This is a genomic window from Pseudomonas sp. JH-2, assembly GCF_036231725.1.
In the GTDB taxonomy this organism is placed as follows: domain Bacteria; phylum Pseudomonadota; class Gammaproteobacteria; order Pseudomonadales; family Pseudomonadaceae; genus Pseudomonas; species Pseudomonas delhiensis.
The window spans coordinates 37,886-55,402 of record NZ_JAZAQP010000030.1 but is presented as its reverse complement, the minus strand read 5'-3'; the positions used below and the strand labels follow the sequence as shown (position 1 = coordinate 55,402).

At 69.4% G+C, this 17,517-nt stretch carries 13 protein-coding genes; 5 read left to right on the top strand and 8 right to left on the bottom strand.

All coding sequences use genetic code 11. From position 1 onward, the window contains the following. Positions 1-136 precede the first annotated feature (136 nt). A complete protein-coding gene (locus VV867_RS19945; protein WP_328567348.1) occupies positions 137-1,039 on the bottom strand; it encodes a LysR family transcriptional regulator in 903 nt (300 codons plus the stop codon). A 110-nt stretch (positions 1,040-1,149) separates the two neighbouring features. Here VV867_RS19945 and VV867_RS19940 point away from each other — a divergent pair, with 110 nt between their 5' ends. From VV867_RS19940 to VV867_RS19930, 3 genes are all read left to right on the top strand, one after another. Next, positions 1,150-2,391 carry a 3-hydroxyacyl-CoA dehydrogenase gene (locus tag VV867_RS19940; protein ID WP_328567347.1) on the top strand — a complete coding sequence of 414 codons (1,242 nt, stop codon included), beginning with the start codon at positions 1,150-1,152 and terminating at the stop codon, positions 2,389-2,391. Continuing rightward, positions 2,388-4,178, top strand: a complete 1,791-nt coding sequence (locus tag VV867_RS19935; protein WP_328567346.1) for an acyl-CoA dehydrogenase C-terminal domain-containing protein — start codon at positions 2,388-2,390, stop codon at positions 4,176-4,178. Before VV867_RS19940 ends, VV867_RS19935 begins: the two co-directional genes overlap by 4 nt. Before the next feature lie 98 nt (positions 4,179-4,276). Further along, a complete protein-coding gene (locus VV867_RS19930; RefSeq protein WP_328567345.1) occupies positions 4,277-5,227 on the top strand; it encodes an adenosine deaminase in 951 nt (316 codons plus the stop codon). Between the two features lie 255 nt (positions 5,228-5,482). Here the strand turns inward: VV867_RS19930 and VV867_RS19925 are convergent, their stop codons facing one another. Continuing rightward, positions 5,483-6,370 (bottom strand): LysR substrate-binding domain-containing protein, encoded by an 888-nt coding sequence (locus tag VV867_RS19925; RefSeq protein WP_328567344.1) that lies wholly within the window; start codon positions 6,368-6,370, stop codon positions 5,483-5,485. A gap of 107 nt (positions 6,371-6,477) precedes the next feature. On the opposite strand from VV867_RS19925, the gene VV867_RS19920 reads away from it, so the two are divergent. Further along, positions 6,478-7,407, top strand: coding sequence for an AEC family transporter (locus tag VV867_RS19920; RefSeq protein ID WP_275627989.1), 930 nt, complete (start codon positions 6,478-6,480; stop codon positions 7,405-7,407). A gap of 384 nt (positions 7,408-7,791) precedes the next feature. On the opposite strand, the gene VV867_RS19915 is transcribed toward VV867_RS19920, so the two are convergent. From VV867_RS19915 to VV867_RS19890, 6 genes are all read right to left on the bottom strand, one after another. Continuing rightward, on the bottom strand, positions 7,792-9,324 hold the full coding sequence (locus tag VV867_RS19915; protein ID WP_328567343.1) for an APC family permease: 1,533 nt from the start codon (positions 9,322-9,324) through the stop codon (positions 7,792-7,794). Between the two features lie 109 nt (positions 9,325-9,433). Further along, positions 9,434-10,450: a heme-dependent oxidative N-demethylase family protein gene (locus VV867_RS19910; protein WP_328567342.1), complete on the bottom strand. Its 1,017-nt coding sequence runs from the start codon at positions 10,448-10,450 to the stop codon at positions 9,434-9,436. Positions 10,451-10,464: 14 nt separating this feature from the next. Continuing rightward, on the bottom strand, positions 10,465-11,433 hold the full coding sequence (locus tag VV867_RS19905) for a PDR/VanB family oxidoreductase (protein WP_089393880.1): 969 nt from the start codon (positions 11,431-11,433) through the stop codon (positions 10,465-10,467). Beyond that, on the bottom strand, positions 11,430-12,026 hold the full coding sequence (locus tag VV867_RS19900; RefSeq protein ID WP_109936889.1) for a dimethylamine monooxygenase subunit DmmA family protein: 597 nt from the start codon (positions 12,024-12,026) through the stop codon (positions 11,430-11,432). Before VV867_RS19900 ends, VV867_RS19905 begins: the two co-directional genes overlap by 4 nt. 496 nt (positions 12,027-12,522) lie before the next feature. Further along, positions 12,523-13,947 carry a sigma-54 interaction domain-containing protein gene (locus tag VV867_RS19895; RefSeq protein WP_275627986.1) on the bottom strand — a complete coding sequence of 475 codons (1,425 nt, stop codon included), beginning with the start codon at positions 13,945-13,947 and terminating at the stop codon, positions 12,523-12,525. Then, positions 13,944-15,074 carry a PAS domain-containing protein gene (locus VV867_RS19890; RefSeq protein WP_089393882.1) on the bottom strand — a complete coding sequence of 377 codons (1,131 nt, stop codon included), beginning with the start codon at positions 15,072-15,074 and terminating at the stop codon, positions 13,944-13,946. The genes VV867_RS19895 and VV867_RS19890 overlap by 4 nt, the downstream gene beginning before the upstream one ends. Positions 15,075-15,362: 288 nt before the next feature. On the opposite strand from VV867_RS19890, the gene VV867_RS19885 reads away from it, so the two are divergent. Continuing rightward, positions 15,363-17,024, top strand: coding sequence for a SulP family inorganic anion transporter (locus tag VV867_RS19885; RefSeq protein ID WP_328567341.1), 1,662 nt, complete (start codon positions 15,363-15,365; stop codon positions 17,022-17,024). Positions 17,025-17,517: the final 493 nt, after the last annotated feature.

Genomic DNA, 17,517 nt, shown 5'->3' with positions numbered 1-17,517 from the left:
ACGGGGTGATGGCGCGGTGGGGGCTGCGTAGGAGCGGACTCCGTCCGCGATCGGATTCACCGACCACGCCGGACGCCCCGGTGGCACGGCCGACGGCGGATAACCGCGAACGGTTATCCGCCGTCGGCGTTCCACCCTACGGTCGCGGCGCGGCCTCCAGCATGCGCTGCACCAGCCACTGCAACGCCACGTCGCGCTCGCGCTGGGCCAGGTACACCAGCTCCAGGTGGAACTGGCCGACGTCGAAGGGCAACTCCAGTACCTGCAACGGCAGCCGCTTGGCGAAATGTTCGGCCAGGCGCGTCGGCAGCACCGTCAGCAGCTCGGTCTCGGCCACCAGCTGCGCGGCCTGCAGGTAGTTGGGCGTGACGTAGGCGACCTGCCGCTTCAGGCCCTGGCTGGCCAGCCACAGGTCGACCATGCCGCGGGTCTGGCCGCCGGATACCCACAGGTGGCGTTCGCGCAGGAAGCCGCCGAGGTACAGCGGGCCGTCCACCCGCGGGTGGCCGCGGCGGGCCAGCAGGCGCAGGGTCTCGCTGGCCCAGGGGCGGCGCTCGAAGCGCGCCGGGACTTCCTCGAAGCGGCCCAGCACCAGGTCCAGGTTGCCCTTGTCCAGCGCCTCCACCGGTAGGCTCGGGGCCAGGTGGCGCACGTCCAGGGCCACGCCCGGCGCTTCCGTGCCCAGTTGCCGCAGCAGCGCCGGCATGCACAGCAGCTCGGCGTAGTCGGTCAGCGCCAGGATGAAGCGCTGGCGGCTGCGCCCCGGATCGAAGCGCTCGGCGCCGCTTAGGCTCTGCAGGATGCGCTGCAGCGATTCGCGGATCGGCGCCTCCAGCTCCAGCGCCCGTGGCGTGGGCTGCATGCTGCGGCCGATGCGCACCAGCAGCGGGTCGTCGAGCAGCTCGCGCAGGCGGCCCAGGGCGTTGCTCACCGCCGGCTGGCTCAGGGCCAGGCGCTCGGCGGCGCGGGAAACGCTGCGTTCGCGCAGGAGGGCGTCGAAGACACGCAGCAGGTTGAGGTCGAAGGTATTTATATTCATCGGATAAATACTGCGCATCACAAGACTAAATTTCAAAAATAATCCGAACTTGCCTATGGTGACTGTCGCTTTTTTGCTCGAACGCCCGTTTCGATAACAAGAGGAAGACCATGAGCCCGATTCCCCCGATTCGCAGCGCCGCGGTGATAGGCGCCGGCACCATGGGCCGCGGCATCGTCATGTGCCTGGCCAACGCTGGCGTGCAGGTGCAGTGGCTGGACAACAACCCGCAGATGCTGCTGCAGGCCCAGGGCGCGGTGGCCGACACTTATGCCCACAACGTGCGCCAGGGGCGGATCGACGAGGCGGAGGCGGCGGCCCGCCGCGCGCGGATTTCCCCGGCGGACAACTACGCGGCGATCCGCGAGGCGGACCTGGTGATCGAGGCGGTGTACGAGAACCTGGAACTCAAGCAGTCGATCTTCCGCGAGCTGGACGCGGCGCTGAAGCCCTCGGCGATCCTCGCCAGCAACACCTCCTACCTGGACGTCGACGCCATCGCCGCGGTGACCGCACGGCCGTCCCAGGTGCTGGGCCTGCACTTCTTCAGCCCGGCGCACATCATGAAGCTGCTGGAGATCGTGCGTGGCGCCAGGACCGCGCCCGCCGTGCTCGACGCCGCCCTGGAACTGGGCGCGCGCATGGGCAAGGTCAGCGTGGTGGCCGGCAACTGCCACGGTTTCATCGGCAACCGCATGCTGGAGAAGTACGTGCAGGAATCCCGGCGGCTGATCCTCGAAGGCTCGCTGCCGTTCCAGGTGGACGCCGCGCTGCAGGGCTTCGGCTTCGCCATGGGCCCGTTCCGCATGTTCGACGTGGTCGGCATCGACCTCGAATGGCGCGCCCGCGAGCTGGCCGGCAAGGGCCAGGACGCGCCGACCGTGCAGGTGGACAACCGCCTGTGCGAGATGGGCCGCTTCGGCCAGAAGAGCGGCAACGGCTTCTACCATTACGAACCCGGCAGCCGCCAGGCCGAGCACGACCCCGAGGTCGACGCCCTGGTGCTGCGCGAGTCCGAGCGCCTGGGCTATGCGCGCCGCGACATCGGCCCGGAGGAAATCCTCGAGCGCTGCCTGCTGGCGCTGGTCAACGAAGGCGCGAAGATCCTCGACGAGGGCATCGCCAGCCGCAGCGCCGACATCGACACCGTCTACCTCAACGGCTACGGCTTCCCCGCGGCCCAGGGCGGGCCCATGGCCTGGGCCGACGCCCAGGGCCTGGCCGGCATCCTCGCGCGCCTGCGCGACCTCGCCGGGCAGCACGGCGCGCACTGGCAGCCGGCCGCGCTGATCGAGCGCCTGGCCGCCAGTGGTGGTCGCTTCGCCGACGTCCACGGGGAGCAGGGCGCATGAGCTACCAGGCCCCCCTGCGCGACATGCGCTTCGTCCTCCACGAACTCTTCGACGCCGCCGGCCACTGCGCGCTGCTGGGCAACGGCCTGGACCGCGAGCTGATCGATGGCGTGCTGGAAGAGGGCGCGCGCTACACCGGCGAAGTGGTCGCGCCGCTGAACCGCAACAGCGACGAGCAGGGCGCAACCCTCCATGACGGCGCGGTGACCACCCCGGACGGCTTCCGCGAGGCCTACCGGCAGTACTGCGACAACGGCTGGGCGAGCATGACCGGCCCGGTCGGGTTCGGCGGCCAGGGCTTCCCGCAGCTGGTGGCGGCGAACTTCCACGAGATGCTGATGGCTGCCTCGCTGTCCTTCCGCGTCTATTCCGGGCTCACCGAGGGCGCCGTGCTGGCGCTGTACAAGCATGGCAGTGCCGAGCTGCAGCAGGCCTACCTGGCGAAGATGGTCAGCGGCGTGTGGACCGGCACCATGTGCCTCACCGAGCCCCAGGCCGGCACCGACCTGGCGCTGCTGCGCACCCGCGCCGAGCCCCAGGCCGACGGCAGCTACCGGGTCAGCGGCAGCAAGATCTTCATCAGCGGCGGCGAGCAGGACCTGTCCGAGAACATCGTCCACCTGGTGCTGGCGCGCCTGCCGGACGCCCCGGGCGGAGTGAAGGGCATCAGCCTGTTCCTGGTGCCCAAGTTCATCGCCAACCCCGACGGTACGCCGGGTGTGCGCAATGCCTTGGGCTGCGGCGCCATCGAGCACAAGATGGGCATCAAGGGCGCTTCCACCTGCGTGATGAACTTCGACGGCGCCACCGGCTGGCTGATCGGCGAGGCCAACCAGGGCCTGGCCTGCATGTTCACCATGATGAACGACGCGCGCTTCCAGGTCGGCCTGCAGGGCCTGGGCATCGCCGAGCGCAGCTTCCAGGGCGCCCTGGCCTACGCCCGCGAGCGTCTGCAGTCGCGCGCCCTGACCGGCCCCGCGCAGCCGCAGCAGGCCGCCGACCCGATCATCGTTCACCCCGACGTGCGGCGCATGCTGCTGACGCAGAAGACCCTCACCGAAGGCAGCCGCATGCTCGCCGCGCTCTGCGCCCGCGAGCTGGACCTGGAGCACGGCCACCCCGAGGCCGATGGCCGCAAGGCGGCGGGCAAGCGCGCGGCGCTGCTGAGCCCCATCGTCAAATCCTTCCTCACCGACATGGGCCAGGAAGTCGCCAGCCTCGGTGTGCAGGTCTACGGCGGCCACGGCTACATCCGCGAGTGGGGCATGGAGCAGTTGATGCGCGACAGCCGCATCACCCAGATCTACGAGGGCACCAACGGCATCCAGGCGCTCGACCTGATCCGCCGCAAGCTGCTGGGCGACGGCGGCGCCGAGATGGCCGCGCTGCAGGCGGACCTGGCGGAAACCTGTGCCGCCCTGGCCGCCCACCCCGAGCTGGCGCCCATGGCCGCCGTGGTGCGCGAGCGCATCCAGGAATGGCGCGGGCTGACCGCCGACGTGCTGGCCGCCACCCGCCGCGACGTGCAGGAAATCGGCGCCATGTCGGTGGACTACCTGCAGTACAGCGCCTACGCGCTGCTCGCCGGGTTGTGGCTGCGCGCCGCCGGGGCCGCCCAGGCGGCGCTGGACGCCGGCACTGGCGAGGGCGACTTCTACCGCGCCAAGCTGGCCAGCGCCGACTTCTACCTGCGGCGCATCCTGCCGCGCGCCAGCATGCACCGCGAGGCCCTGCTGGGCGGCGCCGGCTGCCTGATGGCGCTGGACGAGGCGCACTTCGCGTTCTGATCGCCACAGGGCCGTCCCGCACGCGGCGGGGCGGCCCACGCGCAGGGCCAGGCCGGGTTAAACTTGCATCGATCCAGCCCGATGACGAGAAACCACCCATGTACGAATGGCTCAACGCCCTGCCCAAGGCCGAACTGCACCTGCACCTGGAAGGGACCCTGGAGCCCGAACTGCTGTTCGCCCTGGCCGAACGCAACCAGGTGAAGCTGCCCTGGGCCGACGTCGAGACCCTGCGCAAGGCCTACGCCTTCAACAACCTGCAGGAGTTCCTCGACCTCTACTACGCCGGCGCCGACGTGCTGCGCACCGAGCAGGACTTCTACGACCTGACCTGGGCCTACCTGCTCAAATGCAAGGCGCAGAACGTCATCCACGTCGAACCCTTCTTCGACCCGCAGACCCACACCGACCGCGGCATTCCCTTCGAAGTCGTGCTGCGCGGCATCCAGGGCGCGCTGAAGGATGGCGAGAAGCAGCTGGGCATCCGCCACGGCCTGATCCTCAGCTTCCTCCGCCACCTGTCCGAGGAAGAGGCGTTCAGGACCCTGGACCAGGCCATGCCGTTCCGCGACGCCTTCGTCGCCGTCGGCCTGGACAGCTCCGAGGTCGGCCACCCGCCGAGCAAGTTCCAGCGCGTGTTCGACCGCGCCCGCGCCGAAGGCCTGCTGACCGTCGCCCACGCCGGCGAGGAAGGCCCGCCGGAATACATCTGGGAAGCCCTGGACCTGCTCAAGGTCGAGCGCATCGACCACGGCGTGCGCGCCATCGAGGACGAGCGGCTGATGCAGCGCATCATCGACGAGCAGATCCCGCTGACCGTCTGCCCGCTGTCCAACACCAAGCTGTGCGTGTTCGACCACATGCGCGAGCACAACATCCTGCAGATGCTGGAGCGCGGGGTGAAGGTGACGGTGAACTCGGATGATCCGGCTTACTTCGGCGGCTACGTCACCGAGAACTTCCAGGCCCTGTACGAGCACCTGGGGATGACGAAGGAGCAGGCGCAGCGGTTGGCGCAGAATAGTCTGGATGCGCGGTTGGTGAAATGAGCTTGCTTGGGACTTTGGGTGTTGGGCGGTAGAGCGCCCTCTCCCTAACCCTCTCCCTGAAGGGAGAGGGGACCGTTGGGCAGGGTTTGATGTTATGGCGTTAGCCGGCTAGCGCAGAGGTTTCCGGCGGAAACCATCACCTTTCTCGGCACGGACAAGCCCCCTCTCCCTTCAGGGAGAGGGTTGGGGAGAGGGGACGGAGGTCGGTGTAACGCAAGCGTATCCGGGGAACACCGTTCGCGAGCAAGCTCGCTCCTACGAAGAGCCCGTATCCACCCCCGCACACCGCAGGAAAGCCCCCAGGCAAGGGTTGTCGTTATGCGGGCTCCAAGCCACCCCATAGTCCACCAGTGGCGACGCCTCCAACGTCACGAACACCGCGCCGGGCAGCTGCATCTTGCGCATCGAGTCCGGCACCAGGGCCACGCCCAGGCCCTCGGCCACCAGGTTGACGATGGTCTGCTGCAGGTGCGGCTCCAGCTGGATGCGCGGTTCGAAGCCGTTGTCCCGGCAGCACTGCATCACCGCCTCGTGCAGGGCCGGCGCGGTGCTGTGGGGGAAGCTGATGAACGCCTCCGCTGCCAGTTCGGCGGGCGCCAGGCGCTCCCGCGTCGCAAGGGGATGCCTTGCCGGCAGCACCGCGCACAACGGCTCGCGCAGCAGGGTGCGGTAGCGCAGCTGGCCGGGTTCGCGGGCCGGGAAGGTCAGGGCGACGTCGGCCTCGCCGGCTTCCAGCGCCGGGCCGAGGTCGCGCGGCAGCACTTCGTTGAGCACCACCTTCACCTGTGGATAAGCGTCGCTGTAGCGCTTGAGCAGGGTCGGCAGCAGCGTCCAGGCGGCGACCATGGTGAAGCTCAGGCGCAGCTCGCCGCGTTCGCCGCGGGCGCTGGCCCGGGCCGAGCGCACCGCCAGGTCGAGGCCGGCCAGCAGGCTCTTGCAGTGCTGCTGGAACTCGCGGCCGGCGGCGGTCAGCTCCACCGCGCGCGAATGGCGGGCGAACAGCGGGGTGCCCAGCTCGGCCTCCAGCGCGGCTATCTGCCGGCTCAGCGGCGGCTGGGTCAGGTGCAGGGCCTCGGCGGCGCGGCCGAAGTGCAGGTGCTCGGCGAGGGCGAGGAAGTAGCGCAGCTGGCGCAGTTCGATCATCGATGCATTTCCGGTATCAATTTGGCCTTCAACAAGCATTGGACGGTATCGATGGCCCGATCCTATGCTCGCCAGCCTGCCCATGACAATGCCTTGCCGAGCCGCCCATGCACACCGTGATCGTCGTCGTCCTGCCCATCTTCGCGCTGATCCTGGCCGGCTGGCTGGCGCGCCGGAGCAACCGCCTGGGCGAGGGCGCGGCCTCGGAGATCAACCGGCTGGTGGTCTGGCTGTGCCTGCCGGCGCTGCTGTTCAAGGTCACCGCCACGGCCACCTGGGCGGAAATCTGGCAGCCGGGCTTCCTCGCCGCCTTCACCGCCGGCTGCCTGCTGGTGTTCGGCGCCACCCTGGCCTGGCGCCTGTGGCAGGGCCGCGGACTGCCGGCGGCGAGCATCGACGGGCTCAGCGCCTCCTACGCCAACACCGGCTACATGGGCATCCCGCTGTGCCTGCTGGTGTTCGGCCAGGACGGCCTGGAGCCGGCGCTGATCGCCTCGCTGCTGGTGGTCTGCGTGCTCTTCGCGGTGGCGGTGGTGTGCATCGAGGTCGGCCTGCAGAGCGAGAAGCACATCGGCCGCGCGGTGCTGGTGGTGAGCCGCGCGCTGCTGAAGAACCCGCTGGTGGTCTCGCCCATCGTTGGAGGCCTGTGGGCCGCCGGCGGCCTGGGCCTGGCCGAGCCGGTGGTGCATTTCCTCGACCTGCTGGCGGCGGCCACCACGCCCTGCGCGTTGATCTCCCTCGGCCTGTTCCTGGCGCAGAAGCAGGAGGGTCCGCAGGTGGGCGCCTGGCCGCTGGTGCTGGTGAAGCTGGTGGGCCAGCCGCTGCTGACCGGCTTCCTCGCCTACAAGGTGTTCGCCCTGCCGCCGCTGTGGGCGGATTCGGCGCTGCTGCTCAGCGCGCTGCCCACCGGCACCGGGCCGTACATGCTGGCGGAGTACTACAGGCGCGAGGCACCGGTGGTCTCGCGGAGCATTCTGTTGTCGACGCTGGGGTCGTTGGTGACCTTGTCGGCGTGCCTGTTGTGGATTGCCCGCTGAGCGAGGGTTGCGGCGGATAACGCCATAGGCGTTATGCGCCCTACGTCGTGGCCAAGTCCGGCGTAGGGCGAATAACGCTCCGCGTTATCCGCCGTTTGGCCTTGGCCGAACCCCGCTCGGGTCGAGCCTGGGCATCCTTGTAGGGCGCGCCAGGCTTAGCCACGGCGTTGGCGATGAGAAAGGTGAAACGGCGGATAACCGCGAACGGTTATCCGCCCTACGTCGTGGTCAGGCCTGGCGTAGTGCGGGAAAAAAACCGGGCCTGCCAAGCGCGGGGCTGGCAGGCCCGTTCGCAAACCGCTTGGCGCCGGCGCGGGGAAGGGGCCCCGCGCGGCGCCGGACGCGCCCCTCAGGCGTATGGCCCGAATTGCGTCAGGGTTGCGATCAAGCCGGTTCGGTAAGCGCGCCAGTCGCGCGCACGGATCGTTGGCGGCCGGAGATCCTGTGGGCGTCGCCGGCTGGCGCGGTGCCCTTGTCGTAGGGCCTGGCCAGCAGCATGTAGAGCAGGCCGGCGCCCAGCACCACGGCGGTGGTGAGGATCATCGAGTAGTTGATGTACCAGGGCGCGTCGGGGCTGCGCGGCCAGACCATGTTGGCGATGGCGCCCAGGCCGTAGACCAGCGCGGCGACGTTAACCAGCGTGCCCCAGGGGCCCAGGCTGAACTGGCCGCCGGGCACCCAGCCCTTGGTGCGGGCGATCAGCGCGGCGACCACGATCAGCTGGAAGGCGATGTAGATGCCGATGGCGGCGAAGCCGACGATGGTGGCGGTGGCGTCGGCCATGAACAGGCCCAGGCAGACGATGGCAGCCGGCACCACGCCGCTGACGACCAGCGCGGCGGACGGCACGTGGTTGGCCGACAGGCGCTGCAGCACGCGGCTGCCGACGATCATCTCGTCACGGGCGTAGGCGAACAGCAGGCGGCTGGCGGCGGCCTGCAGGCTGAGCACGCAGGACACGAAGGACACCAGCACCACCGCCATCACCAGGCGCGAGCCCACGGGGCCGAAGGCGTTGGCGAGGATGGTGGCGACCGGGTCGGTGTCTTCGCCGGCGAGCACCTTGTGCATGTCCGGCACCGAGAGGATCAGCGCCAGGCAGGCGAACATCGCGGCGGCGCCGCCGATGTAGATGGTCATGCGCATGGCCTTGGGGATGCGCTTGCCGGGGTTGGGGGTCTCCTCGGCCACGTCGCCGCAGGCCTCGAAGCCGTAGTACTGGAACAGGCCGGCCAGGGAGGCGGCGAGGAAGGCCGGCAGGTAGGAGCCGTCCGCGGCGCCGAGGCCGAAGGTGTCGAACAGCACGCTGAACGGCTGGTGGCGCTCGAAGACCAGCAGGTAGCCGCCGACCAGGATGGCGCCGACCAGCTCGCAGAGGAAGCCGAACATGGCCACCCGCGCCAGCAGCTTGGTGCCCACCAGGTTGAGGCCGGTGGAGACCAGGATCAGCGCCAGGGCGATGTAGATGCTGACGTTCGCGTCCGGCGCGAAGCCCAGCAGCGCCGCCAGGTACGGGCCGGCGCCGACGGAGACGCCGGCGATGGTGGCGCACAGCGCCCAGGCGTAGACCCAGCCGACCATCCACGCCCAGCGCTTGCCCACCAGGCGCCGCGCCCAGGGGTAGACGCCGCCGGAGATCGGGAACTGCGAGACCACCTCGCCGAACACCAGGCACACCAGCAGCTGGCCGAGGCCGATCAGCAGGTACGACCAGAACATCGGCGGCCCGCCGGCGGCCAGGCACAGGCCGAACAGGGTGTAGACGCCGACGACCGGCGACAGGTAGGTGAAGCCCAGGGAGAAGTTCTCCCACAGGCTCATGCTGCGCTCGAAGTTCGAGCTGTAGCCGAGGGCGCGAAGCTGCTCGGCATCGTGATCGGTTACGCCAGCGGCACGCGTGGCAGGGGACCCACTCATCGTTGTTTCCTCTCAGGGGGTAATGGGCAGTGGCACATTGTCTGCGGCGGACCTCGGGTGTCCGCCGCCGCCCTCTACGGGCTCATTGTCGTTATGGCGGGTGCGGCGCCTACTGGCCGTCGTCGTACTTCGAGAGCCATTCCACCGCCGCGTCGCGGTAGCGGGTGAAGCCCTTGTAGTCCACCAGTTCCTGGTTCAGGGACTTGAGCACGCGGTGCATGCGCTTGGCCCAGGCCGGGTTGCTGGCGATGTCTTCCAGGTTCAGCAGGTAGGTACGGATCGGGAACACGATGGCGTTGCTGCGCGGCAGGCGGTGCAGCGGCTGCAGCTCGATGCGCAGGTAGACCAGCTTGCCGGCGTTCTCGGCGGTCACCGTGGTGCGGTCCGGGGCCCACTCCGGCAGGCTCTCGGCGGACACGTCCAGGCGCGGGTTGACCGTCAGCGACCAGTTCAGGCGGCGCACCGGGTGGCCGTTGCGCAGGCGCAGGAGGAACTTCAGCGCGCGGTCGAGCATGCCGGTTTCCTTGACCAGCGGCACCGGGCCGTGGAACTCGTGCCAGGCCATGCCCAGGTTGAAGCGCAGCGAGTAGTCGGCGCGCTGGGTGGCGATGCCGGCGCCCCAGTACAGGGTGCCGTCGCGCTCTTCCTGCAGCACCCAGTCGCCCTGGGCCTGGCGGGTGATGTATTCCATCGGCTCATAGGGCAGGGTGGCCGGGTCGCCGAAGGTGAAGGTGTCGTCGATGTTCAGCAGCCTGTTGGTCCAGTGCCAGCGGGTGCCGTCGCGCTCCAGGGCGAAGTACTCGGGGTAGTCCTTGGCGTAGGACTCCATGATGAGTTCGAGCAGGTCCCACTGCGCTTCCATCATGTGCGGCGCCGAGACGTAGTGCATGCCCGGGTCCTTCTCCAGGGTGATGGCACGGTCGCGGCACTCGCTGATGTAGTGCTCGTCGATGTCGAACACCGCGCGGAAGGCGCCGTCACCCACACTGACGTGGGGCTCCAGGTTCATCGAGTACATGTACTCGTCGTCCGGGAAGGGGAAGGGCGCGCGGGCGATGCACTCGGGGCTGTTCGCGTAGGTGTAGTCGTCGCGGTAGGTTTCGTCGGGGCGGAATTGGATGGTCATGGTCGTTCTCCGGCTCAGCAGTCGATGACCAGCCGCGAGCACTTGGCGCGCGACACGCAGGGCATGATTTTCTTGTTGGCGGCCTTGTCCTCGTCGGACAGCCAGTCGTCGGTGTGGAGGATCTCGCCGTCCAGCTCCAGGACGTTGGTCTCGCACATGCCGCAGGCGCCGCCGCGGCACAGGTAGGGAATCTCGTGGCCGGCGGCCTCGGCGGCTTCCAGCAGGCTCTGGTCGGGCGAGACCTCGATGGTTGCGCCGCTGCGCGCCAGGGTGACCTTGAACGGTTCGCCGCTGCTGCCCTGTTCGAGGAAGCGCTCGTAGTGGATGTGGCTGTCGGTCCAGCCGTGGGCGCGGGCCGCGTCTATGGTGGCCTGGATCATGCCCTCGGGGCCGCAGACGTAGACGTCGCTGCCCAGCGGGCGGTCGGCCAGCACGGCGGAGATGTCCAGGCGCTCGCCGCGGTCGTCGCGGTACAGGCGCACGGCATCGCCGTATTCGCGCAGCAGTTCCTCGCCCAGGCGCGCGTGTTCCGCGCCGCGCACCGCCAGGTGCACCTCGAAGGGCGTGCCGCGCAGGCGCAGCTCGGCCAGCTGCGAGCACACCGGGGTGATGCCCACGCCGCCGGCGATGAACAGGTGCAGGCGCGCGTGCTTGCTCAGCGGGAACAGGTTCACCGGGCGGAGGATTTCCAGCTCGTCGCCTTCCTTCACCGCGTCGTGCATGCGCCGGGAGCCGCCGCGGCCGTCTGCCACGCGGCGCACGGCGATCTGGTAGGCGCTGGCGTCGTAGGGCGAACTCATCAGCGAGTAGGCGTTGCGGTAGGTGCCGCCCTCGTGGGGGATCAGCACCACCACGTTGCTGCCGCCGGAGAACGGCGTCAGCTGGCCGCCGTCCCGCGGGACCAGGGTGAAGCGCTTGATTTCCGGGGTGACCTGCTCGATGCGGGCGACGCGGACGTTGAGGGTTCCGGTGGACTGGCTCATGTGTCGAGCTCCTCGGCTGCCGGCAGCTCGCCGGGGACTTCGGCGTCGGCCTTGACCGCCTGGAAGGCGGCGAGGCGGCGGGAATAGTGGTCGCGGACCACCAGGGTACGGGCGCAGTGCGGGCACTCGAAGACGCGCTGGGTGACGTTCTCGGTGTAGCCGTCGCAGTGCACGCACCAGACGCGGCGCACGAAGGAGCCGCAGTGCTCGCGCAGCACTTCGTCGCGGTTCAGGTTGATCGCGTCGGCGGCCTGCATGGCGGTGCCGATGAAGCTTTCCGAACCGGCCAGGTACAGGCGGGTGCCCATGCGCGACTGGCCGAGCAGGGCGTGCAGGTCGTCGACCAGCGCGCGGTTGCTCGGGTAGAGGGTCAGCTCCACGTCGGCGATGTCGCGCAGCGCGGCCAGGTGGTCCTGCCCGGAGAAGGATTCGGTGGAATAGAGCACGCGGATGGGCGCGGTGCGCGGCATCTCGCCGAGCAGCCGGAGCATGGCGCTGCCGCCGCTGCCCTGGCCTGCGACTATGTGGTTGCTGCCGGCGAGCGGGCGCAGGTCGTCGTAGACCGGCCTGCTCTTGATACCTGTGATGAGCATTGTTGTTGTGCCTCCAGAACTGCCGGCAACCTCGGTTGGGGATGCCTGGCGCGATTCGAGGACCCGTGCACGGTCACGGGTCGATGGAGGTGGAGCACAGGGTGTGCCAAGAAATTAAGTTGTTGAAAATAAAGAGATTGTTGTTTTGTGGGGGAGGGAATGTAAGCAGAAATGACAAGGGGGATAGGCAGAAATGCAGCGTTGGTGGCGGTGGTTATCCTGGGGCAGCGGTGTGTTGGTTGGGCGCCGCCCCTCTCCCTAACCCTCTCCCTGAAGGGAGAGGGGACCGTTCGGCGTGCTCGGATATTTCAGAGTCAGCCGGCAGCTCCGGCGGTTTCTGACTGAAACCATTCCTTCTCTCGGCACGGACAAGCCCCCTCTCCCTTCAGGGCGGGGCGCGCAGCCGAGGGCTGGGGAGAGGGGACGGAGGTCGGTTCAATGCCGGTGCATCCGGGAAGTGCCGTTCGCGAGCAAGCTCGCTCCTACGAAAACAGCTTCAGTCCCGCTGCTGCTTGCGGATCAGGGTGCCCACATCGATCCCCAGATGCTGCGCCGCCTTGCGCTTGCTGCCACACAGGCGCACCGCCTGGAGGATCACCTGGCGCTCGAAGCGCTGCACCTGCGCCTTGAGCGGCTCGTCGGCGCTGGCGAAGGGCAGCGGCTCGGCTTCCCCGGCGGGGGCGGCCGTGCCCAGCAGTTCCGGCGGCAGGTGCTGTTCCTCGGCCACGTCGTCGGCCAGTACCGCCAGGCGCTCGAAGATGTTCACCAGTTCGCGGATGTTGCCCGGGAAGTCGTAGCCCAGCAGGCGCTGGCGGCAGGCGGTGGCGAGGCGCAGCGGTGGCTGGCGGTCGCGGTTGATGCGGGCCAGGAGGATGTCCATCAGCACCGGCAGGTCGTCGCGGTGGGCGCGCAGCGGCGGGATGTCCACCGGCAGCACGGCCAGGCGGTAGTAGAGGTCGGCGCGGAACAGGCCGGCCGCGACCAGCGCCTTGAGGTCCTTGTTGGTGGCGGCGATGACCTGCACCTGGACCTTCTTCGACAGCGGCGAGCCCACCGGCTGGATGGTGCCGTCGTCGAGGAACTTGAGCAGCTTGGCCTGCACCTGCAGGGGGATCTCGCCGATCTCGTCGAGGAACAGCGTGCCGCCGGCGGCGCTCTCGATGTAGCCGCGCTTGCCCTGCTGCAGCGCGCCGGTGAAGGCGCCGCGCTCGTAGCCGAACATCTCCGACTCGAACAGCGTCTCGGGGATGCTCGCGCAGTTCACGTCGACGAAGGGCCGGTCGCCCCAGCCGGCGGCGCGGTGGATGTGCCGGGCGATGGCGGTCTTGCCCACGCCGGGCTCGCCGAGCAGCAGCAGGCGGGCGCGGCGGCGGAAGGCGCGCACGCCCATGTCGGCGATGTCCGAGAGCAGCGGCGACATGTGCAGCGCGTTGTCCTGCGGGTCGCCCAGGCTCGCTGGGCTGTCCGCCAGCGACGGTGCCGGGGCGCTGCGGCCGGCGCTTTCGCGGGGTTCGTATTCGCGCTGGATCAGCAGCGTGTAGGGCTTCTCGTAGGCGCCGGCGGGCACGCTCTGCAGGCGGGTGAGGAACAGCCGGCCGTCGCGCGAGCGCGTCAGCGCGCTCTTGCCGCCACGCCGCACGCTCTGCAGGAAGTCGTCGAACTGCAGCGCCGAGCGCTGGTAGAAGTCGCTGTCGGTCAGGCCCAGCACGTCCTGGCGCGACACGCGGTTGATGCGCTCGGCGGCCAGGTTGAGGAAGCGCACCCGGGAGTCGCCGTCGCAGACGATCAGCGCCTCGCCGAAGCCGTCGAGCAGGGCGTGCAGCGCCGGGGTCTCCAGCAGCGCGGCGAGCATCTCGGCGCTGACGTTGACCGCCGAGCGCATGCCCATGCGCATCGGCGCGAAGAAGCCCTCGCCGCTCACGGGTGCAGCTCCGCCGCGCGCCGCTCGATGCCGTCCGGGCGCAGCACGACCACGCGCCAGGCCTGGTTCTCGCGGATCAGGATGCGCGAGCAGTGGCTGTCGAAGGCGCGGAAGCTGCCGTACTGGTCGGGCAGCTCCAGGCGTTGCCAGGTGCGCTCGGGCAGCGGCAGGCGGTCGAGGGTGGCGGCCACGCCGGCGGCGCGGGTGATGCCGAACACCTGCTCGAAGGCGGCGTTGCGCCATTGCGGCTGGGCCGCCTCGTCGATCACCAGCACCGCGTCGGGCACCGCGTCGAACACCCGGCGCAGGGCCTCGATGCGCTGCTCGGCGTCGTGCTGCATGCGCAGCTCCTGGCTGACGTCGCGCAGGCTGCCCCACATGCGCAGCAGGCGGCCGTTGTGGATGCTGGCGCGCACGTCGTTCTCCACGTAGGCCGGCGAGCCGTCGTGGCGGCGGTCCACCGAGAGCGCGCCGTCGACGTGGAAGTCGGCCTCGATCAGCCGCCGCACGAACTCCTCGTTGGCCGGGCTGCGCGGCCAGTACAGGCGCACCGGCTGCTGGCCGAAGTCGACGTCGGCGGGCATCTCGTAGATGGCCGCCATGGCGCGGTTGCACATGCGCCAGTAGGAGCGGTTCTCGAACACCTGGCGGACGATCTCGTCCGGCGTCTGGCGCACGTCCACCGGCTCGGCGAACTCGATGCACCAGTAGGCGACCTTGGCGCTGTAGAGCATCTGGCTCATGACTTCGTTGGCATTCTGCAGCTCGGCCAGGCGCCGGCTGATGCCGCCCAGGGGCATCTTCACCAGGTGCAGGCGCGGCGGCTCGCCGTCGCGCCACTGCAGCACGCCGCTGGCCAGCACCGGCAGCAGGCCGCCGTTGTGGCGGATCAGCGTCAGCTCCAGGTCCTGCACGCGTTCGTCGGCCGGCGGGTTGGCGAAGAGCTGCTGCAGGGCGCGCACCGAGTCGGCGGTGTAGACCTGCTCCATGCCCTGGCCGTGGAGCGCGCCGGGCGGGTAGCCGAGCTGGTCGCTCTGCTCGGCGGAGACGTCGAGGAAGCGGCCGTCCGCGGCGATGCTGTCGGCCAGCAGCAGGCCGCGGTCGAGCAGCAGGCGTAGCGAATCCATCTATGGTTCTCCATGGGGGTGAGGGGCCGGCGCCGTCGCGCGGGCCATCCGCTACCCAGGCAGGTTGCATGCCAGGGGCGAGGGCCCATGGCGGCGGGCCCCGGCCCGCACCCCTGGCGCAAGTGCATGCAGGAATGCAGCGGTGTTGGCATTTTTGCAGCGCTGCTGCCGAGGGTAGCGACTGGCCACGTCCCCGTCAGGTGGCGGGCGACGGAGGGTGGTGGCCAGTACACTTCGATTAACATGTCATGTTAATCTGATGTGCATCCTTCTTAGGAGGTGTGCTTGATGATCGCCGTACGCGAGGCCTGGAAAGCCGGGCTGTTGAACCTTCAGAACTGGCCGCGCAACCTGCTCGCCGGGGTGATCGTCGGGGTGGTGGCGCTGCCACTGGCCATGGCCTTCGCCATCGCCTCCGGGGTGAAGCCCGAGCAGGGCCTGTACACCGCCATCGTGGCCGGCGTGGTGGTCTCGCTGTGCGGCGGCAGCCGGGTGCAGATCGCCGGGCCCACCGGCGCCTTCATCGTCATCCTCGCCGGCATCACCGCGCGCTACGGCGTCGACGGCCTGCAGCTGGCCACGCTGATGGCCGGGGCCATCCTCCTGCTGCTGGGCATCACCCGCCTGGGCAGCGTCATCAAGTACATCCCCGACCCGGTCATCGTCGGCTTCACCGCCGGCATCGGGGTGATCATCTGGGTCGGCCAGTGGAAGGACTTCTTCGGCCTGCCGGCGGTGACCGGCGAGCACTTCCACCAGAAGCTCTGGCACCTGCTGGAGGCCCTGCCGCAGCTGCACCCGGCGACCACCCTGCTGGCCCTGCTGGGCCTGGCCGCGGTGCTCTACGGCTCGCGCCTGCCGTACCTGGCGCGGGTGCCGGGGCCGCTGCTGGCGATGGTGCTGGTCAGCCTGCTGCAGGCGCTGTTCCAGTTCGACGGCGTGGCCACCATCGGCAGCGCCTTCGGCGGCATCCCCCGCGGTTTGCCGACGCCGAGCCTGCCGGAGGTCACGCTGCCGCGGATCCTCGAACTGATCGGCCCGGCCTTCGCCATCGCCATGCTCGGCGCCATCGAGTCGCTGCTGTCGGCGGTGGTCGCCGACGGCATGGCCGGCACCCGCCACGACTCCAACCAGGAACTGGTCGGCCAGGGCATCGCCAACCTGCTGGCGCCGCTGTTCGGCGGCTTCGCCGCAACCGGCGCCATCGCCCGCACCGCCACCAACATCCGCAACGGCGGCAACAGCCCCATCGCCGGGGTGGCCCATGCGGCGACCCTGGTGCTGATCATCCTGTTCCTCGCCCCGCTGGCCTCCAGCATCCCGCTGTGCGCGCTGGCGGCGATCCTCTTCGTGGTGGCCTGGAACATGAGCGAGGCCCGCCACTTCGTGCGCATGGTGCGCCGCGCGCCCCGGGCCGACGTGGCCATCCTGCTGATCACCTTCGGCCTGACGGTGTTCAGCGACCTGGTGATCGCGGTGAACATCGGGGTGATCCTGGCCATGCTGCTGTTCATGCGGCGCATGGCCTCCTCGGTGGAAGTGCAGCAACTGGGCGGCGCCGAGCTGGAAGGCGAACTGCGCGGCCAGGGCGTGCCGACGCTGCCGCCGGGTGTGCTGGTATACACCATCGAGGGCCCGCTGTTCTTCGGCGCCGCCGAGACCTTCGAGCGCGCCCTGGCGAAGACCCACAGCGACCCGCGGCTGCTGGTGATCCGCCTGGGCCGGGTGCCCTTCATGGACATCACCGGCATGCAGACGCTGGAGGAGGTGATCCAGCAGCTGCGCAAGCGCGGGGTGACGGTGAAGCTCTGCGAGGCCAACCCGCGGGTCCGGCACAAGCTGGTGCGCGCGGGGATCGTCGAGACGGTGGGCAGGAAGAACTACCACGCCAGTTTCGCCTTGGCGCTGGCGGCTTGCGAAGGGGCGGTGGAAGAGGTGGAAACGGCGTAGGGCGTATAACGCCCACGGCGTTATCCGCCGGATCGCGGACGGAGTCCGTTCCTACAGTTCCAGGGAAGCACGATCGTAGGAGCAACTGTCTTGCAGCCTGCGCCGAGATGCTCTTCGTAGGAGCGAGCTTGCTCGCGAACAAACGCGGTGCCATGCGGTTCGCGAGCAAGCTCGCTCCTACGAAAAGCGCTGCCTACCGGTGATGTAGGAGCGGACTCCGTCCGCGATTGGTATCGGCCACGCCGGGCGCCCCGGCGGCACGGGCAATGGCGGATAACCGCGAACGGTTATGCGCCCTACGCACAGTCTATCTATTGCGAAGGTGTGAGGTTGACTCCGGCCCTTCCCCCTGCAGAGGACAGCCCCCTCTCCCGCTTGCGGGAGAGGGCTGGGGAGAGGGTGCTCTTGCCCCGAATGCCTACGTTACCGGGAAGCACGGTCGTAAGCGGGCCCTGCCCGCGATTCGCGCGCAGGGCGCGCTCCTGCATGGGCG